Annotated in this window: 18 protein-coding genes, 4 tRNA genes and 1 other RNA gene; 11 read left to right on the top strand and 12 right to left on the bottom strand. The window is 68.8% G+C overall.

Translation table 11 applies throughout. The annotated features are described in order from the left end of the window. Positions 1 to 169: 169 nt before the first annotated feature. From ACF1B9_RS33445 to ACF1B9_RS33430, 4 genes are all read right to left on the bottom strand, one after another. Complete coding sequence (locus ACF1B9_RS33445) at positions 170 to 3316, bottom strand: type I restriction endonuclease subunit R (protein ID WP_391744869.1); 3147 nt, start codon at positions 3314 to 3316, stop codon at positions 170 to 172. Next, complete coding sequence (locus tag ACF1B9_RS33440) at positions 3316 to 4422, bottom strand: restriction endonuclease subunit S (protein WP_391744867.1); 1107 nt, start codon at positions 4420 to 4422, stop codon at positions 3316 to 3318. The genes ACF1B9_RS33445 and ACF1B9_RS33440 overlap by 1 nt, the downstream gene beginning before the upstream one ends. Positions 4423 to 4559: 137 nt before the next feature. Further along, entirely contained in the window at positions 4560 to 6530 is a 1971-nt protein-coding gene (locus ACF1B9_RS33435; protein ID WP_391744865.1) for an N-6 DNA methylase, read from the bottom strand. Between the two features lie 484 nt (positions 6531 to 7014). Continuing rightward, positions 7015 to 7102, bottom strand: a tRNA-Ser gene (locus ACF1B9_RS33430). Between the two features lie 131 nt (positions 7103 to 7233). On the opposite strand from ACF1B9_RS33430, the gene ffs reads away from it, so the two are divergent. From ffs to ACF1B9_RS33400, 6 genes are all read left to right on the top strand, one after another. Continuing rightward, positions 7234 to 7330: signal recognition particle sRNA small type (gene ffs / locus ACF1B9_RS33425), an RNA gene on the top strand. Positions 7331 to 7406: 76 nt separating this feature from the next. Further along, on the top strand, positions 7407 to 9602 hold the full coding sequence (locus ACF1B9_RS33420) for a DNA polymerase III subunit gamma and tau (RefSeq protein ID WP_391744863.1): 2196 nt from the start codon (positions 7407 to 7409) through the stop codon (positions 9600 to 9602). 141 nt (positions 9603 to 9743) lie between these two features. Next, a complete protein-coding gene (gene purD, locus ACF1B9_RS33415) occupies positions 9744 to 10994 on the top strand; it encodes a phosphoribosylamine--glycine ligase (RefSeq protein ID WP_391744861.1) in 1251 nt (416 codons plus the stop codon). A gap of 273 nt (positions 10995 to 11267) precedes the next feature. Continuing rightward, positions 11268 to 13034 (top strand): hypothetical protein, encoded by a 1767-nt coding sequence (locus ACF1B9_RS33410; RefSeq protein WP_391744859.1) that lies wholly within the window; start codon positions 11268 to 11270, stop codon positions 13032 to 13034. Positions 13035 to 13419: 385 nt separating this feature from the next. Further along, a complete protein-coding gene (locus ACF1B9_RS33405; protein ID WP_391744857.1) occupies positions 13420 to 14880 on the top strand; it encodes a N,N-dimethylformamidase beta subunit family domain-containing protein in 1461 nt (486 codons plus the stop codon). Between the two features lie 100 nt (positions 14881 to 14980). Continuing rightward, the gene (locus tag ACF1B9_RS33400; protein WP_391744855.1) at positions 14981 to 15895 is read left to right on the top strand and encodes a phosphoribosylaminoimidazolesuccinocarboxamide synthase; all 915 of its coding nucleotides are present in this window, start codon (positions 14981 to 14983) and stop codon (positions 15893 to 15895) included. Positions 15896 to 15981: 86 nt separating this feature from the next. On the opposite strand, the gene ACF1B9_RS33395 is transcribed toward ACF1B9_RS33400, so the two are convergent. The 8 genes from ACF1B9_RS33395 to ACF1B9_RS33360 all read right to left on the bottom strand — a co-directional run bounded on the left by ACF1B9_RS33395 (position 15982) and on the right by ACF1B9_RS33360 (position 20619). Continuing rightward, positions 15982 to 16054, bottom strand: a tRNA-Gly gene (locus ACF1B9_RS33395). Positions 16055 to 16076: 22 nt separating this feature from the next. Then, a complete protein-coding gene (locus ACF1B9_RS33390) occupies positions 16077 to 16688 on the bottom strand; it encodes a response regulator (protein ID WP_376218399.1) in 612 nt (203 codons plus the stop codon). Further along, complete coding sequence (locus ACF1B9_RS33385) at positions 16685 to 17932, bottom strand: sensor histidine kinase (protein ID WP_391795964.1); 1248 nt, start codon at positions 17930 to 17932, stop codon at positions 16685 to 16687. The genes ACF1B9_RS33390 and ACF1B9_RS33385 overlap by 4 nt, the downstream gene beginning before the upstream one ends. Positions 17933 to 17945: 13 nt before the next feature. Next, a complete protein-coding gene (locus ACF1B9_RS33380; protein WP_391744851.1) occupies positions 17946 to 18716 on the bottom strand; it encodes an ABC transporter permease in 771 nt (256 codons plus the stop codon). Further along, positions 18713 to 19723 carry an ABC transporter ATP-binding protein gene (locus ACF1B9_RS33375; RefSeq protein ID WP_391744849.1) on the bottom strand — a complete coding sequence of 337 codons (1011 nt, stop codon included), beginning with the start codon at positions 19721 to 19723 and terminating at the stop codon, positions 18713 to 18715. Before ACF1B9_RS33375 ends, ACF1B9_RS33380 begins: the two co-directional genes overlap by 4 nt. 155 nt (positions 19724 to 19878) lie before the next feature. Then, positions 19879 to 19951 (bottom strand) — tRNA-Gly (locus ACF1B9_RS33370). A 98-nt stretch (positions 19952 to 20049) separates the two neighbouring features. Beyond that, positions 20050 to 20121: transfer RNA gene (locus tag ACF1B9_RS33365), tRNA-Gly, on the bottom strand. 162 nt (positions 20122 to 20283) lie between these two features. After that, entirely contained in the window at positions 20284 to 20619 is a 336-nt protein-coding gene (locus tag ACF1B9_RS33360; RefSeq protein WP_351076839.1) for an Lsr2 family protein, read from the bottom strand. Between the two features lie 382 nt (positions 20620 to 21001). On the opposite strand from ACF1B9_RS33360, the gene purS reads away from it, so the two are divergent. The 5 genes from purS (at position 21002) to ACF1B9_RS33335 (ending at position 26161) form a co-directional block, all read left to right on the top strand. After that, on the top strand, positions 21002 to 21262 hold the full coding sequence (purS, locus tag ACF1B9_RS33355) for a phosphoribosylformylglycinamidine synthase subunit PurS (protein ID WP_391744846.1): 261 nt from the start codon (positions 21002 to 21004) through the stop codon (positions 21260 to 21262). Further along, complete coding sequence (gene purQ / locus ACF1B9_RS33350) at positions 21259 to 21939, top strand: phosphoribosylformylglycinamidine synthase subunit PurQ (protein ID WP_376218388.1); 681 nt, start codon at positions 21259 to 21261, stop codon at positions 21937 to 21939. The genes purS and purQ overlap by 4 nt, the downstream gene beginning before the upstream one ends. Then, positions 21936 to 24185: a phosphoribosylformylglycinamidine synthase subunit PurL gene (gene purL, locus ACF1B9_RS33345; protein WP_391744844.1), complete on the top strand. Its 2250-nt coding sequence runs from the start codon at positions 21936 to 21938 to the stop codon at positions 24183 to 24185. Before purQ ends, purL begins: the two co-directional genes overlap by 4 nt. Positions 24186 to 24663: 478 nt before the next feature. Next, on the top strand, positions 24664 to 25302 hold the full coding sequence (locus ACF1B9_RS33340; protein WP_391744842.1) for a TetR/AcrR family transcriptional regulator: 639 nt from the start codon (positions 24664 to 24666) through the stop codon (positions 25300 to 25302). A 58-nt stretch (positions 25303 to 25360) separates the two neighbouring features. Beyond that, positions 25361 to 26161, top strand: a complete 801-nt coding sequence (locus tag ACF1B9_RS33335; protein WP_391744840.1) for a sterol carrier family protein — start codon at positions 25361 to 25363, stop codon at positions 26159 to 26161. Positions 26162 to 26193: the final 32 nt, after the last annotated feature.

Genomic DNA, 26193 nt, shown 5'->3' with positions numbered 1-26193 from the left:
GCCCCCCCGCCCCTCCCTGCTGCCCGCGCTCAACCCGGTGTGGTGTTTGGGGGGGGGCCCCCCGGGCGGGGGGGGGGGGGGGGGGGCGGGCGGGCCCCCCCCCCCCCCCCCCCCCACGCCCGTGCGTATACCGGGTGGACTCGCCTTCCGAACGTCTTGTCATCCCGCCTTACTGAAGGGTCGGCTCTGTGGAGTCATCGGCCTTCGCCGTCTGATCGAGGACGACGGCGTAGAACCACTTGGCGACTTCGGCGACCAACTGCGTCCTGCCAATGGTGCTCGTGAAGAAGTAGTCGCTCATCTTGTTATGTGCCCCCTGGTTGTCCGCGACCGCCCCCGTGACGGCGTCGTCGAAGTCCGGGGACTCGGCGAACTGGTTGGGGTTGTTGACCTTGGCCTGTTGCACGAGGTCTTGGTCTTCCAGCAGGGAGCCAAGGAGGGCCTCAAGGAAGGACACCTTTTGCGTGGCCGTGAAGTCCTCGTTGCCGAAGAGATCGTTGAGCCGATCCAGGACGGCCTGGAAGGCGACCATCTTCGGGTCCTTCTTGCCTGCCGACCCCGCGCCCGACACACCCTTGAGTGCGATGTCCTGCCCGCCGAGAGCTATGTCGGTCTTGCCCCTGTCGACCTGCTTGACTTTCTGCAGTGCGATGTCGGACAGGTCGATCGGGGCCGTGAAGTTGTCGGGCTGGATCCGGCGGGCCAGAAGCCGCAGGTAGATGCTGCGCTTCTCCAGGTCTGCGTCGCCGTAGTCGATGATCTGGCTCATGAAGTCGTAGAGGCGAACGAAACTGCCGACGTCCTTGCGGAACATGTCGAGCTCTTCCAGGGCGGCCTTATCTCCCTCGCCGCCGCTCGCGGCAAGGGCAGCGGTGTACCGGTTCTGGAATCGTTGCTTTCCTGGGTTCACTGCGGCCGTCAGAGCGTTGTTGCCCTTGTTTTTCACGAACGCTTCGGCGCACTGGTCGATCTCGGCGGGCGTGTAGATACCGAAGGTGTCCAGCTTGGCGGACAGGTCGTGCACCAGGTTCGGGTCGGTGGACTGCTCCAGGTGCGCGTTGGTGTAGTACGGCTCGAACGCCTCCTGGATGATGTTCGGAGGGTTCTCGAAGTCCACGATCTGCGTCATCGCCGACGTCTTGTGGACGCCTGACGGGGTGACGTACGTGCGGTTGAGGCGCGAGAGCGTCTGCACCGCCGTTACGCCCGACAGCAGCCGGTCGACGTACATGGCACACAGCAGTGGCTGGTCGAAGCCAGTCTGGAACTTGTTCGCGACGATCATGACTTTGTATTCGTCGCCCTTGAACGCGGTCCGCAGGTCGTGTATGCCCGGGTTCATCGAGGCTTCGGTGAAGTCCGCCGGTCCAGAATCGGGGTCATCGACCTTGCCGGAGAAGGCGACCAGGGTGCCGTAGCCCAGGCCCTTCTTGGCTATGTAGTCGTCGATTTCGAGCTTGAAGCGCACGGCACCCCTGCGGGAGTCGGCCACGACCATCGCCTTGGCGTGTCCGTCCAGCAGATGCGCGACGTTGGAGCGGAAGTGCTCGACAATGATTGCGGCCTTCTGCGCGACGGTCTGCGGATGGAGCTTCACCCACCGCATGACCTGCTTGGTCGCCTCGCTCTGGTCGACCTCCGAGTTGCCGCTGGCAGCGTTCTGACCAACCTGGAAGGCCAGCTTGAACGAGTGGTAGCCCCGAAGAACGTCGAGGATGAAGCCCTCCTCGATGGCCTGCTTCATCGAGTACACATGGAACGGCTGCGGCGGCAGATCCGTGCCGTCGGCGACCCGGCCGAAGAGCTCCAGCGTCTTGCCCTTGGGTGTGGCGGTGAACGCGAAGTAGGAGATGTTCTCGCTGGCGGCCCGATCGGATGCCTCTGCAGCCAGGACCGACTCGACGTCGACCTCGCCGCTCTCCTCGATCTCTTCGAGTTCTTTGGACGTCAGCACGGCTTTCAGCTTGTTGGCGACCTGCCCGGACTGAGAGGAGTGCGCCTCGTCGGCGATGACGGCAAATCTCTTGCCCTTCAGGCCCTTGGACTTCCGGATCTCGGCCATCGCGTGGGGGAAGGTCTGGATCGTGACGACGATGATCAGCTTGCCGTCGGCGAGGGCCTTCGCCAGCATCCCCGACTTGGAAGATCCCTCGCGGGCGGCCTGCTTCCGGTCGATGGCCAGCACGATGCCCTGGTCGTTGTCGATCTGCTTGATCGCGTCCTGCAGCTGTCCGTCCAGCACAGTGCGGTCGGTGACCACGATGACCGAGTCGAAGACCTTGGTGTTGTCCACCTGCAGGCGCGCTAGGCGGTGGGACAGCCAGGAGATCGAGTCGGTCTTGCCTGAGCCCGCCGAATGCTGGATCAGGTACCGGTGGCCGGCGCCTTCCTCGATCACGGCGTCGGTGACCTTGGCGACGGCCTCCCACTGGTGGAAGCGAGGGAAGCGCAGTGTTGCCGACCGTGTCACCTTGCCGGAGATCGGATCGGTGTGCCGGTCGTGCTTGATGTACATGAACCGGCCGAAGATGTTCAGCCACGCGTCCCGCTGCAGCACCCGCTCCCACAGATAGGACGACGGCGACCCCTCCGGGTTGAGCGGGTTGCCAGCCCCACCGTCCTCGGTGCCCCGGTTGAACGGCAGGAAGAACGTCTTCTCGCTGGCCAGCTTCGTGGTCATCCAGACCTCGTCGTTGGACACCGCGAAGTGGACCACCGCGCCCCGTCCGGAGGTGAACAGCGGCTGCACGTGCTTCGTGCCGGGGTCCTTCGGGTGGCGACTGGTCCTGTACTGCAGCTTGGCGTCCTCGACCGTCTGCGTGAAGTCGGTCTTCAGCTCGGCCGTGGCCACTGGCAGGCCGTTGACGAAGAACACCAGGTCGACGCTGCGCTGGTCAGCCGTGGAGAAGTGGACCTGCCTCATCACGCGCAGGCGGACCTTCTCGTAGTCCGCCACCGTCGTGGCATTCAGGGCGGACTCGGGCTTGAATTGGCACATGCGCAGCTTGGCCGACAAGTGCTTGAACCCGTGGCGCAGCACGTTGAGAGTGCCGCCACCGTTCTCCATGTCGATCGCGAGGAACTTCACCAGCCGGTCCAGTACTTGCTCGCGCTGCTTGGCCTCGTCCGTGGCGCCGGCCTTGATGACCTTGGCCAGCTCGATCGGCTGCGTGTCCTGGAGCCACCCGAAGAGGTCCTCTGGGAACAGGGCACGCTCACGGTCGTAGCCAGTGTCGTCCTCGGAGTACAACCAGCCTTGGTTGGCTAGGTACTCGCACAGCTCCTTCTCGAACTCGATCTCGTTGTGCTGGGCCATCAGTGCTCCTGCCGGACGTCGATCTGGCCGGTCACAGCCGCAGTGATCAGAGCACCACGTCGCTCTTGGGACAGTTCAATTAGCCGTTCTGACTCGGCAATCAACGTGTCGATATTCTCTGCCTGCTCGCGCCAGCGATCAACCATTTCCTGCTGCTTATCGACAGGAGGTACCGGGATGGTGAGAGCACGAAGGGCAGTAACGTTCAGATGCCCCTGGATGCTACCCACAACTTCGACGGATGACCGTTCCCGCGTAGCGGGCGCGTTGAGGGCCATCTCGAGGAAAGGGCCAAGCAATCGATTGCCGGGCTTAAGTACCAGCAGGTCGATTGCGTTTGCCCCATCCAGCGACTTAGGGATGACGGCTGCAACCCCCGACTGCCCGGTGCGGACTACGACCACGTCACCGGCCGAGAGTTGGGACTTATGATAGCGCTTATGGCCTTCGCTGGAAATAAACACTAGGTCATCCAGAACGATACGCTCTGACTTAACATTCACTCCCCGAAGAGCAGGAATGCCATTGTCGACGTACCATTGCGACGGCTGAACGACGATACCGACGGTGATATCTTCCGTTATGTATCGAAGTGGCGCCTGTTCGCATTCGCTAGCTCCTTCTAGGAGGAGGTCAACAGCAGCTCCGCGCCGCTCTCTCATGAGTCTAACGAGTTGCTGCTGTTCGGCGATCAAGGTGTCGATCTGTGTGGTTTCACGGTCGAGGTAATCGGCAATGGCCTGCTGCTCATCAAGTGGCGGCACAACCCAAGGCGCGTCCCCGAGCTCTTCCCGATTGATCTTAGGCATCTTGACGCGTGCCGAGAGCAGGGAGGTGAAAGTGTGAAACGGTCGCGCCAAAATATAGTAAAGCGCAAATCGAGTGTCGACTCCCTCTCGAAACGAGAGCGCATACATGTCCGCGCTACACAGGCAATCCGATGGAGCGATCGTCGCCTTGTTGAGCCCAGGGCGGATCTTCGAGTAAATCACCTGGCCTGCCTGGACAAGGTATTTCCCGCTGTCGGCGCCCTGTTCCTCGGCGCTCTCTTCAGCCAGTAGGCGCCCTGTGTTACGTTCGATGTGGTTCGGGGCGATAAGAGTCATCTCGCGCCATGGTGAACGTTGGGGATTTACCTGCCCGCCGTTAATCCGAACTTGATGTCGGAACTTACTGATAATCCAGTGCGATGGAATAGATCCGATCCATGGCGACCGTGAAGCACTAATAGATCCGTACCCAATCACAGGTGCTCCACCTTTCGCAGTAGACCCATGATCTTGGCGATCTGCTCCTCTAGATCGTGGTCGATCTCCTCCAACGCGCGCGGCGGGGTGTACGTGTAGAAGACTCGGGTGAAGGGGATCTCGTAGCCGACCTTCGTCTTCTTCGTGTCGATCCAGGCGTCCGGTACGTGCGGGGCCACCTCGGCATCGAAATAAGCCCTAACAGTCTCGTCCCGACTGGCATCGCCGAGCAGGTTGCCGCCGTAAGTGAACGGGACGTTTTCTGTGTCGCGCTTGGAGGTGTCGGGCTCGGGGTTGCCCTTGGAATCCGTGATGATCTCTGCCGACTCGTCGGGTTCGCCTAGAGCCGTGGCCAGGTGGCGGTACTGGGCTGGGGTCAGCTTCACCCCGGCTGCAGCGAATTCCTCACGGACGGCTTCGATGAACCTGTCTTGGCTCAGGTAGGTCTGCTCGCCCATGCCTGCCAGCACAGTCAGGAATGGTGCTGGCTCAGTGTCCTTGCCCAACGCCTTGGCCAGTGCCTTGTCGTCCAGGTTGGCGGCGCGGGAGGCTGAAAAGTTCAGACGTAGAGGGTGCTCGACGGTGATCGTCCAGTACCCGAAGTCGGTGTTCTGTAGCATCTTGGATTGCTCGGTCTCGGCGAAGGCGTCGTACAGCTTCACGATCCACTCGCGGGCGGCCGCGTCGACTTCCTTGCGCTTGGAGCCCATCCCCTTGCGCATCTTGTTCCACATGCTGGAGGCGTCGATCAGCTGGACCTTGCCGCGCCGTTCGCTCTGCTTGGTGTTGTCCAGTAGCCAGATGTACGTGGCGATGCCGGTGTTGAAAAACATGTCGGTGGGCAACGCGATGATTGCGTCCACCAGGTCCTTTTCCAGCAGCCAGCGGCGGATCTCCGACGGGCCGGACTCGGCGGCGCCGGTGAACAGCGAGGAGCCGTTCAAGACGATGCCTGCGCGGCCTCCGCCCTCGTGCGCGGGGCGCATTTTGTGGGCTAGGTGCAGCAGGAAGAGCATCTGGCCGTCCGAGACTGGCGGCAGACCGGGGGCGAAGCGGCCATTGGGACCGCCCTTGGTGCGCTCCTCCTTGACCGCGGCCTCCGAGGCTTTCCAGTCCACCCCGTAGGGCGGGTTGGACATGCAGAAGTCGAAGGTCTTGTCGAAGAATTTGTCGTCGGCCAGGGTGTCACCGAGGCGAATGTTGCTGACTTCCTGCCCCTTGCCGATCATGTCGGACTTGCAGATGGCGTAGGAGAGGTCGTTGATCTCCTGCCCGTACAGGCGCAGGCGGGCCTGAGAGTTGCGCTCCAGCAGGCGCTCCTCGGCTACTGAGAGCATGCCGCCCGTGCCGGCGGTGGGGTCGTAGATAGTACGGATGGTGCCCGGCTCCAGCAGGGCCTCGTTTTCCTCCGCAAACAGCAGGTCGACCATGAGACGGATCGCGTCGCGCGGAGTGTAGTGCTCGCCGGCCTCCTCGTTGGAGGCTTCCGCGAACTTGTAGATGAGGTGCTCGTACAGGTCGCCCATCGCCGCGTTGGGGACGGTTTCGGGGTGCAGGTCGACCTCGGCGAACTTCGAGACGATCAAGTACAGCCGGTTCTTCTCGTCAAGCTTGTTGATCTCAGCCTCGAAGCCGAAGCGCTCGAAGACGTCGATGTTGCCGGAGAAGTGCGAGATGTAGTCGATCAGGTTGGCGCGCAGGCCCTCGGGGTCTTCGAGTAGTCGGGCGAAGTCATACTGAGAGGTGTTGTAGAAGGTCAGGCCGGTCTTGCGCTTGACCTGGACATCCAAGGCACCACCGCCGAACTCCTTGGCCAGCGCGCGGACCTCGTCATGGGTCGGCGAGAGGAGGCAGTCCAGCCGCCGCAGGATTGTGAACGGGAGGATGATGCCGCCGTACTGGTGTGGCCTGTAGACGCCTCGCAGCTGGTCGGCGATCGACCAGACGAAGTTACCGAGGGTGCTCAACTCAGCCCTGCTCTCTTACTGCCGGTGGTGTTGGTCAAGCATGGCAGAGGCCATCGTCATGATCGGTCGGTTCGTCGACTCTCAGTCGGGGAAGGCCGCCTCTCCGCGAGCCGCGTTTGTCTTTGACCGCACCTTCTCGGTCCTCGCCAGGACCACCTCCAGGCCAGTGCGAGCTGCCAGGCGGTGGGGCCACCGCGCGATCGCTTACGACAGGCTCAGGACGCGCATGATCCGTTGGTAGTCCGACGCCAGCACGCCTACGTCGAGCTCGTTTCTCCATACCGGCAGCAACGAGAGGGCGCCGGACCCTGGCCTCTTCGAGGTCCCGGCAGGGCAGAGCGGCGCCCGGACATCCGCCGTCCTTCTGTCCTGGCGGATCTACCAGGACCTCGTCGGCCAACTGAGACCAAAACTGAGACCACCAACGTCGAAGGGCCCCGCAGCAAGCTGCGGGGCCCTTCGACGTATTGCCCGGTGAGAGCAATGGCGGAGGATACGAGATTCGAACTCGTGAGGGGTTGCCCCCAACACGCTTTCCAAGCGTGCGCCCTAGGCCACTAGGCGAATCCTCCGCGGCAAACAATACAAGACGTTGAGGAGTGCTCGCGAACCCCTTCCCCTCAAGATCCGCTCGGGCTCGTCCGGGGAGGTTCGGGAGGGTGGGGCAGTGGACCGTCGGGGGTGGGGATCGGCTAAGGTGGGCGTCAGCCCCTCACGTGGCGCTATCTGACTGAACTCCCCCAGGGCCGGAAGGCAGCAAGGGTAGGTCGGCTCTGGCGGGTGCGTGGGGGGCCCTTGTGTTTCCGGGGAGAGTGCGGGGCGGGGCTTCGTCCCGTCCGGGGCCGCTTGTCAGTCGGCCCGGATAACCTCGTATGTGTGTCGTCCCTTGCGCTGTACCGCCGCTATCGCCCCGAGTCGTTCGCCGAGGTCATCGGGCAGGAGCATGTCACTGACCCGCTGCAGCAGGCCCTGCGGAACAACCGGGTCAATCACGCGTACCTGTTCAGCGGTCCGCGGGGTTGCGGCAAGACGACCAGCGCGCGCATCCTCGCCCGTTGCCTGAACTGCGAGCAGGGCCCGACACCCACGCCTTGCGGGGAGTGCCAGTCCTGCCGGGACCTCGCGCGCAACGGGCCGGGATCGATCGATGTGATCGAGATCGACGCCGCGTCGCACGGTGGCGTGGACGACGCCCGTGATCTGCGGGAGAAGGCGTTCTTCGGTCCCGCGTCGAGTCGTTACAAGATCTACATCATCGACGAGGCGCACATGGTCACGTCAGCGGGGTTCAACGCCCTGCTGAAGGTGGTCGAGGAGCCGCCCGAGCATCTCAAGTTCATCTTCGCGACCACCGAGCCCGAGAAGGTCATCGGCACCATCCGGTCGCGTACGCACCACTACCCGTTCCGTCTCGTCCCGCCGGGCACGCTGCGCGAGTACCTCGCGGAGGTCTGCGGCAAGGAGAACAGCCCGGTCGAGGACGGTGTGCTGCCGCTCGTCGTGCGCGCCGGGGCCGGTTCCGTGCGTGACTCGATGTCGGTGATGGACCAGCTGCTGGCCGGCGCGGGCGACGACGGTGTGACATATGCCATGGCGACCGCGCTGCTCGGTTATACGGACGGCTCGCTGCTGGACTCGATCGTGGACGCCTTCGCGGCGGGCGACGGGGCCGCGGCGTTCGAGGTCGTGGACCGGGTGATCGAGGGCGGCAACGACCCGCGCCGTTTCGTCGCCGACCTCCTGGAGCGCCTGCGTGACCTGGTGATCCTGGCCGCCGTTCCGGACGCCGGGGAGAAGGGGCTGATCGACGCACCCGCCGATGTCGTCGAGCGGATGCAGGCTCAGGCGTCCGTCTTCGGCGCCGCCGAGCTGAGCCGCGCCGCCGACCTGGTCAACGAGGGACTGACGGAGATGCGCGGGGCGACCTCGCCGCGCCTCCAGGTCGAGCTGATCTGCGCCCGGGTGCTGCTGCCCGCGGCCTTCGACGACGAGCGTTCGCTGCAGGCGCGGCTGGACCGGCTGGAGCGTGGCGCGTCCTTCGCGACCGCCGGTACGGGCCCCGCCATGGGGTATGCGCCGGGGCCGGAGGCACTGGCCCACGCTCATGCCCCCGTCCCCGTCGCGCCGGCCGTGCAGCCCGGCGCCGGACCCGCTGCCGCGCGTGCGGCGGTACGGGGCGAGGCTCCCGCCCCCGTGGCGCCGCCCGCACCTGCCGCAGCGCCCCCGGCCCCCGCGCAGCCCCCGGCCCCCGCGCAGCCCCCGGCCCCCGCCGCTGCCGCCGCGCCTCAGCCACCGGCCGGGGCCCCGGTTTCCGCGGGCGGTCAGCGTCCCGGTGCCTGGCCCACCGCCGCCGCGCCGGAGTCCGGCCGCCGTCCCGGCGGCTGGCCGACCGCTTCCGCCCCCGGCCGGTCGCCGGCCCCGCAGGCCGCCCCCGCTCAGGCCCAGCAGCCGAGCGCCGCTCCGGCGCCCGCCGCCGAGCCGAACCCGGGAATGACACAGGGCGCCGGCCAGGTACGCACCATGTGGCCGGACATCCTGGAGGCCGTGAAGAACCGCCGCCGGTTCACCTGGATCCTGCTCAGCCAGAACGCCCAGGTCACCGGTTTCGACGGCACCACCCTGCAGATCGGCTTCCTGAACGCGGGCGCCCGCGACAACTTCGCGAGCAGTGGCAGCGAGGACGTGCTGAAGCAGGCCCTCGCCGAGCGGTTCAACGCGCAGTGGAAGATCGAGGCGATCGTCGACCCGTCTGGCGGCGCCGGAGCGCCCCCGCAGACCGGTGGCGGTCGCCCAACCGCCGCGCCGCCCGTCGCGCAGCGCCCGGCCCCCGCGCCTCAGCAGCAGTACGAACCCCGGACCGCCCCCGCCCCGACCCAGCAGCCGAGGTCCGCTCCCGCCGCGGAGCCCGCCCCGCCGTCGTACTCCGCGCCCGAGCCCCCGCGCCCGGTCGCTCCCGAGGACGACATCCCCGAGGCGGACGACCCGGACCTTGTCGACTCGGCGCTCTCCGGGCACGACCTGATCGTCCGAGAGCTGGGCGCCACGGTCGTGGAGGAGTTCACCAACGAATAGCCGGGGCAGCCGGGCACCGCTCCCGGACGCGGTTCCCGGTCGCGCGGGGCGCGTGGTCGCGAGGCCGCGGTCGCGCACCCCGGGTGTCCACGGAGCGGCGTCCGTCGAGGCCGCCGTGCCCCGGCGGTTAGGCTGCACCCCGTGAAGGTCCTCGTCATCGGCGGCGGCGCCCGCGAACACGCCCTGTGCCGCTCTCTCTCCCTCGACCCCGACGTCACCGCTCTGTACTGCGCTCCCGGCAACGCCGGCATCGCGGAGGTGGCCGAACTGCACCCGGTCGACGCTCTCGACGGTGACGCCGTCGCGCGTCTCGCCGCCGACCTGGGCGCCGAACTGGTGGTCGTCGGCCCGGAGGCGCCGCTCGTCGCCGGGGTCGCCGACGCCGTGCGTGCCGTGGGCATTCCCTGCTTCGGCCCCTCGGGTGAGGCGGCTCAGCTGGAGGGCTCCAAGGCGTTCGCCAAGGACGTGATGGCCGGGGCGGGCGTCCCGACCGCCCGCAGCTACGTCTGCACCACTCACGCCGAGATCGACGCCGCCCTCGATGCCTTCGGCGCCCCGTACGTCGTCAAGGACGACGGGCTCGCCGCCGGAAAGGGCGTCGTCGTCACCGACGACGTCGAGACGGCCCGCGCCCACGCCCTGGGCTGCGACCGGGTGGTCATCGAGGAGTTCCTCGACGGCCCCGAGGTCAGCCTCTTCGCGATCACGGACGGCACCACCGTGCTGCCTCTCCAGCCCGCGCAGGACTTCAAGCGCGCCCTGGACGACGACGAGGGACCGAACACCGGCGGCATGGGCGCGTACTCCCCGCTCCCGTGGGCCGACCCGAAGCTGGTCGACGAGGTCATGCAGTCGGTGCTCCAGCCGACCGTCGACGAGCTCCGGCGCCGCGGCACGCCGTTCTCCGGGCTGCTGTACGCGGGCCTCGCGATCACCTCGCGCGGCGTGCGGGTGATCGAGTTCAACGCCCGTTTCGGTGACCCCGAGACCCAGGTGGTCCTGGCCCGTCTGAAGACTCCACTGGCAGGTGTCCTGCTGGGCTCCGCCAACGGCACCCTCGACGCGCTGCCCCCGCTCAAGTGGCGTGACGAGGCCGCCGTCACCGTGGTCGTCGCCTCGCACAACTACCCGGCTACGCCGCGGACGGGTGACCCGATCGAAGGGCTCGACGACGTGGCGGCGCAGGATGCCCCGGACGCGTACGTCCTGCACGCCGGGACCAGGCGGGACGGCGACACGATCGTCAGCGCGGGCGGCCGCGTGCTGTCCGTGACCGCGACCGGAAAGGACCTCGCGGCCGCTCGTGAGCGTGCTTACACGGCGGTTGCCCGGATCCGGCTCGACGGCTCGCAGTTCCGCACGGACATTGCCAGGAAGGCCGCGGAAGCCTGAGACCGGGACGGGGTCCGTGGACCACTCGCCGGACCCCGCGAACACCCACCGACGCGTCGCTGCCCCAAGGACGGCGGCGCGTCAGCACCTTTGCCCAAAGCCATTCCATCGAGTGACGACTGAGCCATCCGGATGACGCCCGCCGAGGCCCCAACTAGGGTGCGGCGCAAGCATTCCGGCACATGGCTCACTGGCATTGCGATGTCAGTGACGGGTGCCACAGTGGGGGAGTGAACAACACCGCCGCGGGGGCAGAGGGGGTGACGTCCGGCCGTGTCCGGTACCGGTACAACTGAGGAGTTCGGCGCGCAGAGTGCGCGCGCCCGAGCTCTCGCCCTGCTGCGCATCCGCAGCAGGGCGAGAGCCGCGGCCATCCTGCCGGCGGCGGTCGCCGTCGTGCTGCTCGTCGCGGGCGCCCAGGGCCATGCCGTCGGCACCGGCTGGGACGCGGCGCGCTGGGCCGTGACGGCCTGCGCGGTCGTCGTGCTCCTGATCGCCACGGCGGTCGGCGTCGCGATCGTACGAGCGAGGCCGGCGATCAGTCCGACCGTCCCGCTCGCGGAGGAAGCCGCCCCGGATCTTTACCGCCTGGTCAGGGACCTCGCCGAACGGCTCGGGGTTCCCGCGCCCTCGGCGATAGCGCTCACGCCCGACTGCGACAGCTGGCTGGAGGACCGCACCCATCCCACCGCACAGCAGCTCACGACGGGCCCTGGAGCCGATCGGGCAGCGCGTTCCGCGGGCCGGGTCCGGCGCCGGGTGAAGGCGGCTCCCGTGCTGGTCATCGGTTCGCCGTTCCTGTGGTGGATGCGGGTCGCGGAGCTACGGGCGGTGCTCGCCCCGGTCGTGGCGGGCACGGGGCCCTCCGCGCATCCCGACATAGCGGCGGCGCGTCGTTTCGTACGAGGGCTGGACGGCGCGGTCGCCGACGCGGCCGTGCCCGTTCCGGGGCCGCTGTCCGGGGTGCGCAGAGTGCCACGCCTCTTCGTCGGCTGGATCGCCCGGTTGCTGCTGCGCAGTTGTCGCAGCCATGCGGCGGAGATGGAGCGGGGCGTCGCCGCCGCCGCGTCGGTTCGTGCACAGGGCGTGGACTACGGTCTTCGGATCGTCGCGCAGGAACAGGTCGGTCTCGCCTACGCGGGCTGGGACCGGCTGCTCACCCGGGTCGCGCTGCCCGCCTGGCAGATGGGCCGCTGGCCGTCCCGGCTGGACGCGGGTGTCGTGTCCGCGCTCACCGAGCTCTCCCGGCGCGACCGGCTCGCCGACGGATTCACCTCCCGGCTCGGCGAGCGCCCCGCCTGTGACCTCCTGGAGGAACCGGGCGCGGCCGACGAGGCGGCATCGCTGCTGGCGGCCCGGCTCTTCCACGGCGGACCGGCCCAGTCCGGTCCCGACTGGTCGCCGGTCGACTGGCAGCAGTACCCGGACGAGGTGGTCGACCGGAAGTGGCGTACCGAGGCCGCCCGGCTGCATCGTGTCCTGGACTCGATGGGGGTGGCGCCCGGACCGGCCGCCGACGCCTCCGGACCGGGCCGTCCCGCATTTTCCGTCGATGCCGGGGTGCCCACGCTGGCCCGTGTCGTCGAGCATCTGGCCGACGGGGGCCTAAGTGGCGAGGAGCTCGCGGCCGGGATCAGCGCCGCGGTGGCCCGCGAGGAGGCGGCGGCCCAGCGGCGGCCACCGGCCGGCGGTGCGTCGAGCCCGGCGGGCACCCCGGGTGCCGTCGGCGCGGGCGGGAACATCCTGGACCTCTGGGGCCCCGACTCCCTCCCGGTCTTCCCGCTCCAGCCGCCCCGTACGGGTACGGAGCTGCTCGCCGACCACGTCGCGGCGATGGTCTGCTGTGCCGCTGTCGACACGGCGGGCGCGGCCCCCGGCCTCGATTGGCTCGACGGCCCCGCGCTGCTGGTCGACGGCGAGCGCCGGGCGGATCTGGGCAGTCCGGTCCTCAGTCTCGTCGAGGACGGGGACGCGGCACCGCTGCGGTCATGGCTCGCCTCGGTCGGCGTGCGCACCGACAAACCCATCCGTCTCGTCTGAACCGCCGGCCCCCGGCGGTGGCGCGCACCACGGCAGACCCACCCGTCTCAAGCTGCCCACCGGCAACGTTGCCGGGGCTGCCGGCCCCCAATACCCGGAAGAAAACGTTCCGTTCACGTCAATTAGCGACGAAGGGTGACGGGCCGCATGCGTTATGTGATGTGCTGGGGATCAACGCTGACAGTCGGAACATCACTGTTGGCGCACCGATGGCGCACGGCCGGATGCGGTCAGCGGCAACGGCCGACGGTCAGGACCACCGTCGGCGATCGGCGTCCGTGATCGGCGTCGGCGTTCGGTGCCGGTGCTCGGCACCCGCGTCCGGCGTCCCGTGACCGGCGTGACGTCGATCAGCTGTTCTCGGGGCCTGTGGGAGGGAAGCGGTATGGGGGCGGAGCAGATTCGTCGATGGGAGTCGGGTGCCCTCGCGCACGCCGTCTCCGATCCCTTCGGCCAGGGCCCCCTGCCCTGGCTGCGCGGCAGTGAGAACTACTTCGACGACACCGGGCACGTCGTCCCCTGGTACGCCGACCCCACTCTGGCCCGGGGAGCCGACGGCGGCACCCGTACGGCCGACGACGTGCACCGCCAGATCAAGGGCTTCATCTCCACGGGTGCCGCCGCCCCGGGCGAGGCGATCGACTTCCACATCACCGTGGACCCGCCCCAGCAGTTCTCCGTGGACATCTACCGCATCGGTCACTACGGGGGCGACGGGGCCGCCAAGATCACCACGAGCCCCCGGCTCTCCGGCATCGTCCAGCCCGCCCCGCTCACCGCCGACCGCACGGTCTCCTGCCACCACTGGTGGCAGTCCTGGCGGCTGCAGATCCCTTCCTACTGGTCGATCGGCGCGTACGTAGCCGTGCTGACCACGGTCGACGGGTACCGCTCCCACATCCCGTTCACGGTCCGCGACGAGCACCCGGCCGATCTGCTGCTGGTCCTGCCGGACATCACCTGGCAGGCGTACAACCTCTACCCGGAGGACGGCCACACAGGTGCCAGCCTCTACCACGCGTGGGACGAGCGGGGCCGCCTCCTGGGCGAGGAGGACGCCGCGGTCACCGTCTCCTTCGACCGTCCGTACGCGGGTGCCGGGCTGCCGCTCCACGTCGGCCATGCCTACGACTTCATCCGCTGGGCCGAGCGGTACGGCTACGACATCGCGTACGCCGACACCCGTGATCTGCACGCGGGCCGGATCGACCCGGGCCGCTACCGGGGCCTGGTCTTCCCCGGCCACGACGAGTACTGGTCGGTGCCCATGCGCCGTACCGCCGAACGCGCCCGCGACGGCGGAACCTCGCTCGTCTTCCTCTCCGCCAACACCATGTACTGGCAGGTCAGCCTCTCCCCGTCGCCCTCCGGTGTCCCGGACCGCCTGCTCACCTGCCGCAAACGCCGCGGCCCGGGAAGGCCCGCGCTCTGGCGCGAGATCGACCGCCCGGAGCAGCAGCTCCTCGGCATCCAGTACGCGGGCCGCGTCCCCGATCCGCACCCCCTGGTCGTACGGAACGCCGAGCACTGGCTGTGGGACGCGACGGGCGCCGGCGAGGGCGACGAGATCAACGGCCTGGTCGCGGGCGAGGCCGACCGCTACTTCCCGCGCACCGCGCTTCCCGAGCACGAGAACCGCATCCTGCTCGCCCACTCCCCGTACCGGGACAACGACGGGGCCAAGCGCCACCAGGAGACCTCCCTGTACCGGGCCCCGTCCGGCGCGCTCGTCTTCGCCTCCGGCACCTTCGCCTGGTCCCCGGCCCTGGACCGCCCCGGCCATGTGGACCCACGCATCCAGCGCGCCACCGCCAATCTCCTCGACCGCATCTGCAAACGCGACTGAGGACACCGCGCCCGGCGCCACGGACGCCCCCGCTCCGCCCCACCGCACCCCGATACGGGAGAATCGGAACGACTCCTGGATCAACCTACGCGGAGGCAGCGTGTCCGGATTTGTAGAAAAGCCCGAGCCAGTGCAGGTCCCGGGGCTCACCCACCTTCACACCGGCAAGGTGCGCGACCTGTACCGGAACGAGGCGGGCGACCTCGTCATGGTCGCCAGCGACCGGATGTCCGCGTACGACTGGGTGCTGCCGACCGAGATCCCGGACAAGGGCCGGGTGCTCACCCGGCTCTCGCTGTGGTGGTTCGACCGGCTCAGCGATCTTGTGCCGAACCACGTGCTGTCCACGGAGCTCCCCGCCGGAGCTCCGGCGGACTGGGAGGGCCGCACGCTGATCTGCAGGTCGCTGCGGATGGTCCCGGTCGAGTGCGTCGCCCGCGGCTACCTCACCGGCTCCGGGCTCGTCGAGTACGACGAGTCCCGCACGGTCTGCGGCCTCGCGCTGCCCGAGGGCCTCGTCGACGGCTCCGAACTGCCGGCACCGATCTTCACCCCCGCCACCAAGGCGGCCGTCGGGGACCACGACGAGAACGTGAGCTACGAGGAGGTGGCCCGCCAGGTCGGCGCGGAGACCGCCGCCCAGCTGCGCCGCACCACACTCGACGTGTACGGCAGGGCGCGTGACATCGCGCGCGAGCGCGGGATCATCCTCGCCGACACGAAGTTCGAGTTCGGTTTCGCTCCCACGGACGGCGGCGGCGAGGAACTGATCATCGCCGACGAGGTGCTGACCCCGGACTCCTCGCGCTTCTGGCCTGCGGCCGCGTGGGAGCCGGGCCGGGCCCAGCCCAGTTACGACAAGCAGTTCGTGCGCGACTGGCTGACCTCGCCGGCCTCGGGCTGGGACCGCAGGAGCGAGCAGCCGCCCCCGGCGCTGCCCCAGGAGATCGTGGACGCGACCCGGGCGAAGTACCTGGAGGCGTACGAACTCCTCACCGGCACGCCCTGGCAGTAGGCGGTTTTCCGGACGCGGAGCAGCACGCGGTTCCCGGAACACGAAGAAGCCCCCGGCCGAAAGACCGGGGGCTTCTTGCTGAACCGAGCGGACGACCAGGTTCGAACTGGCGACCTCAACCTTGGCAAGGTTGCGCTCTACCAACTGAGCTACGTCCGCAAGCGCCGAAGCGCGAGGACCACTATACCCATCCGCGCTCCCGGGCGAGACGCGCCGCCGCGTGACGGTTCTCCGCACCGAGCTTCGATACGGCCGCGGAGAGGTAGTTCCGTACGGTTCCCTGCGACAGCGACGCGCGTTCCGCGATCTCCGCGACCGGCGCCCCGTCCGCCGCCAGTTCCAGCACCTCGGCCTCGCGCGCGGTCAGCGGCGAGTCCCCGGCGGAGATCGCGTCGGCCGCCAACTCCGGGTCCACATAACGGTTTCCGGCGTGCACGGTACGGATGATCCCGGCCAGCTGGCGGGCGCTGACCGTCTTCGGTACGAAGGCCCGCACCCCCGCGGCCAGTGCCCGCTTCAGATGTCCCGGCCGGCCGTGACTCGTCACGATCATCGTCCGGCAGCCGGGAAGTTCGGCCCGCAGGGATGTGGCCACACTCACACCGTCGGCGCCCGGCATCTCCAGATCGAGGACCGCCACATCGGGGCGGTGGGCCCGCGCCATGGCCAGTGCCTCCGGGCCGGTCGCCGCCTCCGCGACCACCACGAGATCGTCCTCCAGGGCGAGCAGCGCGGCCAGCGCGCCCCGGATCAGGTGCTCGTCGTCGGCGAGCAGCACCCGTACAGCCGTCATCGTCGTTCCTCCACAAGCGCGGCAGCCGTGCGCGGCAGCGGGATCTCGGCCGTCAGCCGGAACAGTCCGTTCCCCGCCGGGCCCGCGTCCAGCGAGCCGTCGAGCGCCCGGAGCCGCTCGCGCAGTCCGGCCAACCCGGACCCGCCCGGTTCTGAGCCGGCCCGCGGGGCCCCGTCGTTCTCCACCTCCAGCACCACCGCGTCCACCGAGGCGCGGAGCCGGATCGTGCAGTGCCGCGGATCGCCGTGCCGCAGCACATTGGTCGCCGCCTCCCGCACCACCCAGCCGAGCGCCGACTGCACCGGCGCGGGCAGCGGACGACCCTCGTCGCCCTCCACCGCGCACGCGATCCCGGCCGCCCTCAACACCCCCCGCGCGCCGGCCAGTTCCGTGCTCAGATCGGCCTCCCGGTATCCGCGTACGACGTCGCGCACCTCCTGCTGCGAGGTGCGGGCGATGCGCATCACCTCGACCATCTGGTCCACGGCCGCCGGATTCCCGCGTTGGGCCAGCTCCACCGCCAGCTCGCCCTTCAGCGCGATCACGGCGAGATTCCGGCCCAGGACGTCGTGCATGTCCCGGCCGAACCGCAGCCGCTCCTCGGCGACGGCCAGCCGCGCCTCCATGTCCTTCGCCTCACGGAGCTTCCACATCACACTCAGCGTCCAGGCGGACACGCGCGTGGTGACCGCCATCGTCCCGCCGCCGAACGCCGTCGTGAGAAGGGCGACGGCCACCAGCGCACCGCCGCCGCCGAGCAGTCCCACCGCGGCGGACACCGCGGCCGAGACGGTGGCCTGCTGAAGCATCGAGACCCAGCCCGGCACGATGAGCACGAACGCGCAGGAGAACGGCACCACACAGGCGCTGAGCACATATCCCGGTTCGGGGAACTCGCGCATGCCCGTGCAGGCGGCGAGGGCCAGCACCGCCGCCACGTTCGTCACCAGCGACACGGCCCCGACAGCGACCAGCCGCCGGTCCAGGGTCCCCTGGCCCAGATACCTCGCCAGCCCCCTGGCAGCCAGCATCGTCCCGCAGATCCCCTGGGCGACCGCGAGCAGGATCGTCAGGGCGATCAACGCGGCGGGGGCCGCACCGCGCACGGGCCGCGTCACGGACATCAGGACCTGGATCAGCACCGCGATCCACATCAGGCTGTACAGCGTGCCGCGCGTGTACAGGTCGACCTTGTCGAACCCGGTGCGGCCGCGCCAACCCCACGTTCGCCACCGCACTCTCACGGCGCACCCCTCCTCAGCGTCGGGGTTCCCAGCGGAACCACCGCTGTACAGCAAACACGGCGAGCACCGTCCAGGCCAGCGCGGTCAGTCCGGCCCCGAGCAGGTCGTGCCCATCGGCCGCGCCGAGCCAGCCCGCTCGTACGAGCGTCATCACCCCGGTCACCGGCAGCAGCTCGCACACGGATGCCACCCGGTCCGGCAGGACTTCCAGCGGCACGAAGAGCCCGGAACCCGTCATCGAGACGAGGAACAGCGGCAGCGTGGTGATCTGCGCCGTCTGTACGGTCCTGGTCACCGCGGAGGTGGCGGCGGCCAGCGCCGCCAGCAGCACCACCCCTGACAGCAGGCCCGCGACGAGCAGTTCGGGCCGCTTCGGCGCGCCGACACCGAAGAAGGCCGCACCGGCCAGGACCACCAGCACCGCCTGCCCCAGGGCCAGCGCGATGGACGGCAGCGCGGTTCCGACGAGGATCTCCCGGTCGGTGACCTCGCCCGTGCGCAGCCGCTTCAGGACCAGCTCCTCGCGCCGCGCCACATACGCGGCGACCAGGTTCATGTACACGACCTGCATCAGCACCATGCCGATGCCACCACTGAGCGCCGCCCCGGCCACGGTCAGCCCGGTTCCGCCCAGATCGATCTGATCCAGTGTCGACTTCATTGCCACGACCATCGCCACGGGCACCAGCAGTGCGACGAAGACCGCCGTCCTGTTGCGGGCGAGCAGGGTCAGCTCGGCGCGTCCCAGCGCGTTCAGCCGCCCGGACATCGTTGTACCGGTCATGCGGCGGCCGCCTTCCGCGTCTGCGAATCCGACGCGCGCTGCGCGATATCGAGAAATGCCTCTTCGAGCGAGGCCGACCGGGCATCGAGCCCGAGCAGCCGTACGTCCGACTGCTCCGCCCAGAGCAGCAGTTGACCCAGCGACTCCTGCAGCCGGTAGGTACGGATCTCGACCTTGCGCCCCTCGGCCGCCGCCCTCAGCGGCAGCGGAAGCCATGCCGCCGGCACCCCTTCGGGCAGCTCGAACCGGATGCGGGCGGGGCGGGCCGCCGTCACCTCGGAGGGGGTGCCCGCCGTCACGATCCGCCCCCGGTGCATGATCGCCAGCCGGTCGGCGAGCATCTCGGCCTCCTCCAGGTAGTGCGTGGTGAGCAGGACGGTGGTGCCGCCGTCGCGCAGTATCCGGACCAACTCCCAGGTGTCGCGCCGTCCCTCGGCGTCGAGCCCGGTGGTCGGCTCGTCCAGGAACAGCACCTCGGGCCGGCCGAGCAGGGCCAGCGCCAGGTCGAGCCGGCGCCGCTCACCGCCGGAGAGCTGCTTGACGCGCACCCGCGAACGATGAGCGAGCCCGACCAGGTCCAGCACCTCCCCCGTCGGCCGGGCGCCGCTGGTGCAGCCCGCCCACATCCGTACGGTCTCGGCGACCGTCAGCTCGGACGGAAAGCCGCCCTCCTGGAGCATCACCCCGATCCGCGGCCGGACGGCGGCGCGTTCGCGATACGGGTCGTGGCCGAGTACCCGCACGGACCCGCCGTCGGGCCGGGCCAGGCCCTCCAGCAGCTCGACGGTGGAGGTCTTGCCGGCACCGTTCGTGCCGAGCAGGGCGAAGAGCTCACCGCGCGCCACCGTGAAGGAGACGCCGGTCACCGCCTCGAAGCCCCCGTCATAGCGGCGCCGCACGCCGCTCGCCTCGATCACCGGGTCGGCGACGGAGCCGGACGCGGAGGCGGCTGTGGCGCATGGCACAGCGCTGTTCACGTGGTCCTTGGGAATGTCGTCGCTGGTCATGCCTACAGATTTCCGCCGGATCGGCGCCGCGAGCAGTGCGAGCTGTCACCACTGCTCATGACAAACGTCATGGACCAAGGAGCCCCGGGCGGAAACGGAGGGGAATACGACGAAAGCCCTGGTCGATATCGACCAGGGCCTTGCGTTCGATCAAGAGCGGACGACGAGATTCGAACTCGCGACCCTCACCTTGGCAAGGTGATGCTCTACCAACTGAGCCACGTCCGCATTGCTGCCGCTCATTGTACTCCTCGTGAGGAGCTCCATCGGGCGGTGCGAGCACTACTCTACCCGATCCATTGGAGTGGACGGTAAGAGCGATGCAGAGCGGGTGACAGGAATTGCACACTGCGCCTTCCCCCTGGAAGGGGGATGTTCTACTACTGAACTACACCCGCACGCTGCGTGAGGTTCGGCTTTGCGGCCTTGCCCCTCGGCGTGCTCCAGACTTTAGCCGACCAGCGGGGGTGGAGCGCAAGTCGGTGGCCGCGGGGTGTCGCCGGAGCGTTCGCGGCGCGTCCGGGTGAGGACCTCCGGGGGTCCTGGGGCGGACCGGAATCTCAACTGGCTTCGCGGAACGCCTCGTAGACCTTCTTGGGGATCCGGCCGCGGGCGGGCACCTCCATCCGGTGGGAGCGGGCCCAGGCGCGCACGGCCGCCGGGTCGGGTGCCAGCGAGGTGTGCCGGTACGGCACCGGAGCCTTGCCGCGCTTGCCGGTATTTGTCTGCTTTCGGCCGGCCGCCACGTACGGCGCCAGGGCCTTGCGCAGTTTCTTTGCATTGGACGGATTGAGGTCGATCTCGTACGACTTCCCGTCCAGGGCGAAGGTGACCGTTTCCGCCGCTGCTCCCCCGTCGATGTCGTCGAAGAGCGTGACCACTACGCGCTGAGCCACGGATATCGGTCCTTTCCTACGGCGTCGGCGCGTCTGACATGCGCTGATGCCGGCCTTCCGGCTGTTAGGCGGATGCGGGCCGACCGTTGTCGACCGTTTAGGGGCAATGCTGCATTCCCCGGTAATCATTTGTACAGCGGTGGGTGCCGCATTGTGAAGCCCGCCCAATTACCTCCGCGTGTCAGCCTTCTTGTGTGTTGCCGGTGAGGATTTTTTTTGCAGGACTTTCCCTGTGTGTTGTCGCGGCCGATATCCGGGCGTGATCAAGGGGGTTCGATATCTACCCGCGTAGAATTTCTGGCCAGGTAGGCTGAGGGAACCTGCGGGGGTCTGGGGAGCCCCCCGGAGAAACAGCCGCACCACACCACCACCGGGAGTGCCAGTGGCACGCGTCGTAGTCGACGTCATGCTCAAGCCCGAGATCCTCGACCCGCAGGGACAGGCGGTGCAGCGCGCACTGCCCCGTCTCGGCTTCGAGGGAATCGCGGACGTACGTCAGGGAAAGCGTTTCGAGCTGGAGGTCGAGGGGCCGGTCGACGACACCGCCCTCGGTCGCATTCACGAGATGGCCGAGACTTTCCTCGCCAACACCGTCATCGAGGACTTCACCGTGAGGGTGGAGAAGGCCGAGGAGTCGAAGTGACTTCTCGTATCGGAGTCGTCACCTTTCCCGGCACGCTCGACGACAAGGACAGCCTGCGGGCCGTGCGGGTCGCGGGTGCCGAACCCGTATCGCTGTGGCACCGCGACAAGGACCTGCACCAGGTCGACGCGGTCATCCTGGCGGGCGGCTTCTCCTACGGCGACTATCTGCGGGCCGGAGCCATCTCCCGCTTCTCGCCGGTCATGGAGACGATCATCGAGAACGCGCGGGCGGGGATGCCGGTCCTCGGCATCTGCAACGGCTTCCAGATCCTGACCGAGGCGCATCTGCTGCCCGGCGCGATGCTGCGCAACAACCACCTGCACTTCATCTGCCGCGATCAGAAGCTGCGCGTCGAGAACGCGGACACCGCCTGGACCTCGGACTACTCCGCGGGCCAGGAGATCTCCGTACCGCTCAAGAACATGGACGGGCGTTACGTCGCCGACGAGCGCGTGCTCGACGAGCTGGAGGCGGAGGGCCGGGTCGCCTTCCGTTACCTGGACAGGAACCCCAACGGCTCGCTGCGCGACATCGCCGGCATCACCAACGCCGCGGGCAATGTCGTCGGCCTGATGCCGCACCCGGAGCACGCCGTCGAGCCGCTGATCGGTACCGGTCGCACCGACGGCCTCGGTTTCTTCACCTCGATCATCAAGAAGCTGGTCAACGCATGAGCCTGGATACGGTCAAGCACGCGGCCGAGACCCCGGACGTCGAGCAGCCCTGGAAGGAGCTCGGCCTCAAGGAGGACGAGTACGCCCGGATCCGCGAGATCCTGGGCCGCCGTCCCACCGGCGCCGAGCTCGCCATGTACTCCGTGATGTGGTCCGAGCACTGCTCGTACAAGAGCAGCAAGGTCCACCTCAAGCAGTTCGGGGAGAAGGTCCCCGCCAACGACGCGATGCTCGTCGGCATCGGCGAGAACGCCGGTGTGGTCGACGTCGGTCAGGGGTACGCGGTCACCTTCAAGGTCGAGTCGCACAACCACCCCTCGTACATCGAGCCCTACCAGGGCGCGGCGACCGGCGTCGGCGGCATCGTCCGCGACATCCTCGCCATGGGTGCCCGTCCGGTCGCGGTCGTGGACCCGCTGCGCTTCGGCGCGGCCGACCACCCCGACACCAAGCGCGTCCTGCCGGGCGTCGTCGCGGGCATCGGCGGCTACGGGAACTGCCTGGGGCTGCCGAACATCGGCGGCGAAGTCGTCTTCGACGCCTGCTACCAGGGCAACCCGCTGGTCAACGCCGGCTGCATCGGCGTGATGAAGCACGAGGACATCCACCTCGCCAAGGCCTCCGGCCCCGGCAACAAGGTGATCCTGTACGGCGCCCGCACCGGCGGCGACGGCATCGGCGGTGTCTCGGTGCTGGCCTCGGAGACCTTCGAGTCGACCGGTCCGGCGAAGCGTCCCGCCGTCCAGGTCGGGGACCCGTTCCAGGAGAAGCTCCTCATCGAGTGCACCTTGGAGATCTTCAAGGAGAAGCTGGTCGCGGGCATCCAGGACCTCGGCGGTGCGGGCCTGTCCTGCGCCACGAGCGAGCTGGCCTCCGCCGGATCCGGCGGCATGCGCGTCGAGCTGGACACCGTGCCGCTGCGCGACTCCTCCCTCTCGCCCGAGGAAATCCTCATGAGCGAGTCGCAGGAGCGCATGTGCGCGATCGTCGAGCCGCAGCACGTGGACCGCTTCTTGGAGATCTGCGAGAAGTGGGACGTCATCGCCACCGTCATCGGTGAGGTGACCGAGGGCTCGCAGCTGGAGATCTTCTGGCACGGCGAGCAGATCGTGGACGTACCGCCGCGGTCCGTCGCCCACGAGGGCCCGACCTACCACCGCCCGTTCGCCCGCCCGTCCTGGCAGGACGCGCTGCAGGCCGACGACGCGGGCAAGCTGGCCCGCCCGGCGAACGGCGCCGAGCTGCGCGAGCAGGTCCTCAAGCTGGTCGCGTCGCCGAACCAGGCGTCGAAGTCCTGGATCACTGACCAGTACGACCGGTTCGTGCAGGGCAACACCGTGCTCGCGATGCCCGAGGACGCCGGCATGGTCAGGATCGACGAGGAGTCGAACCTGGGCGTGGCCATGGCGACCGACGGCAACGGCCGGTACGCCAAGCTCGACCCGTACACCGGTGCTCAGCTCGCACTGGCGGAGTCGTATCGCAATGTCGCCGCCTCCGGCGCCAAGCCGCTGGCCATCTCGGACTGCCTGAACTTCGGTTCGCCCGAGGACCCGGACGTCATGTGGCAGTTCGCCGAGGCCACCCGTGGTCTCGCGGACGGCTGCCTGGAGCTGGGCACCCCGGTCACCGGCGGCAACGTGTCGCTGTACAACCAGACCGGTGAGACGGCGATCCACCCGACGCCGGTCGTGGCCGTGCTCGGCGTGATCGACGATGTCACCCGGCGTACGCCGGTCGCCTTCGCGGAAGAGGGCCAGCTCCTCTACCTGCTGGGCGACACGCATGAGGAGTTCGGCGGTTCGGCCTGGTCCGAGGTCGTCCACAACCACCTCGGCGGCATGCCGCCCAAGGTGGACCTGGGCCGGGAGAAGCTGCTGGGCGAGATCCTGATCTCGGCCTCCCGCGACGGCATGATCGACGCGGCGCACGACCTCTCCGACGGCGGTCTGATCCAGGCGGTCACCGAATCCTGCCTGCGCGGCGGGAAGGGTGCCCGGCTGGTCGTGCCGGACGGGCTGGACGCGTTCACCTTCCTCTTCTCCGAGTCGGCGGGGCGCGCGGTCGTCTCCGTTCCGCGCAGCGAGGAGCTCCGCTTCAACGACATGTGCGGGGCGCGGGGCCTGCCCGCCACCCGGATCGGTGTCGTGGACGGCGAGGAGGTCGAGGTCCAGGGCGAGTTCGGCATCCCGCTGAGCGAGCTGCGCACGGCGCACGAGGAGACCATCCCGGGTCTGCTCGCCTGACGCGACTGTCGCTGTGGAGGACGGCCCCGCCCGGGTCTCGGATTCCGGGCGGGGCCGTTCCCGTGTCGTCGTATCGCCCAGGAAGTGGATACGGTTCGTCCGGGCCGCGAACTCGGTTCGTCCGAGCGGTGGATACGGTTCGTTCCGGCCGTGAATCCGGTTCGCGTCGGCTCGCGGACTCGGCGTTTCGGGAATTCCAGCGGGCGGTATGCGTAATTCCGACTGACGTCCCGATCGAGGCGCGGACGCGAGCGGCCGTGGAATCGCGCCCGGCCCACCGGGCGGCGGTGTTCCGGCGGATGGCGGGCATTCGATTCCGGCGATGCGAGCAGAACGCAGGCCGGGCCACCGGAGGTGGGGGCGGCCGTTACCGAGCCGCCGGGCACGGTGTCGCCGCGGCAGTTCACCACACCACCATGAAAATATACTCGGTCAAAATTTATTCCAGGATTAATCTTTATCCTGGTACAGTGATGCCATGACTGAGAGGATGAGCCTGCGCGAGCGCAAGAAGCTCCAGACGCGGCGCCGTCTGCTGGCGGTGGCCACCGAGCTCTTCGCCGCACGTGGCTTCGACAAGGTCTCGGTCGCCGAGATCGCCGAGGCGGCCGACGTCTCGAAGATGACGGTCTTCAACTACTTCGCCGGCAAGGAGGACTTGGTCCTCGCTCCCATGGAGGAGCACATCGGCGATGTCGCGCGGGTGGTGCGGGAACGGGCCCCCGGGGAGTCCGCCCTGGCCGCCGTCCGGCGTCAGTTCCTGGCCGCCGTCGAGGCCCGTGACCCCTCGGTCGGGATGAGCGACTCACCCGTGGTGCTCGGGGTGCGCCGGCTGATCCAGGAGACACCGGCGCTGCTGATCCGGGCGCACGCGTTCTCCATGCGGTCCTACGCCCTGCTCGCCGAAACCCTGGCCGAGGAGGGGGAGGAGCCCTCCCTCGCCCGGATCGCGGCCGCCCAGCTGATCGGCACCCGCAACGCCCTCATCACAGCGAACCAGTTGCGGCTGCTGGCGGGGGAGTCGGCGGACGCGGTCGCGCCGGACGCCGTCGCGCTCGCCGAGCGCGGCTTCGACCTGCTCGACAAGGGACTGGGCGACTTCGCGACCCGGTCCTGAGGCCGCCGCTCCGACAGCCCACTGCCCGTCGCGGGCGAGGTCGTTAGGCTCCTGGACCATGCCGCCGTCCCAGAAACGAGCCCGCCGCTACGACCCGGTCAGGACCCGCGCCGCCGTCCTGGCCCAGTTCGCCCATGTCCGGGAAGCCGTCCGCGCCCTGACGCCCGAACAGCTCGCGCTGCCGACCCGGCTCGGGGACTGGACCGTGCGCGAACTGGCCGTCCATCTGACCCTGGCGCTCTCGCGCGTCACCCATGATCTTGAGCTGCCCGAACCGGCGTCGCCCAAGCCCGACCTGACGCTCCTCGAATGGCCGTTCTCGACCGCTGACCGGGCTGCCCGCATCGCCGAGGACACCACGGCCGCGGCCGCGGACCATCCGGACCTGGACGCGCTGTACGGGGAGGTCGCCGGCCGGTTCGAGGCGCTGGTACCCGGCGATCCCGGGGAGCGGCTGCTGCCGACCCGGCTCGGTGCGATGCGGCTGGCCGACTTCCTGGTCACCCGTACCGTCGAACTCGTCGTGCACACAGACGACCTGAACGAGGCGGCCGGCCTGGCCGTCCCGTACGACCGGCAGGCCCTCGCCGCCTGCACCCGGCTGCTCGCCGACGCCCTCGCGGAGAGGGCGCCGGGCGGTTCGGTCGAGGTGCGGGTCCCGCCGTTCGCCGTCGTCCAGTGCGTCCAGGGCCCCAAACACACCCGCGGCACACCGCCCAATGTCGTCGAGACCGATCCGCTCACCTGGATCCGGCTCGCCACCGGGCGTACGGAGTGGGCGCAGGCGCTCGACGCGGCGAAGGTCAGTGCCAGCGGGGAGCGGGCCGACCTCGCCGCCCTGCTCCCGCTGATGGGGTGAGGGGGAACCGGACGGGGTCCGGGGCCGTCCCA

The organism is Streptomyces sp. NPDC014727, from assembly GCF_043083485.1.
Taxonomy (GTDB): Bacteria; Actinomycetota; Actinomycetes; order Streptomycetales; family Streptomycetaceae; genus Streptomyces.
This window is presented reverse-complemented; position numbering and strand designations above follow the sequence as displayed.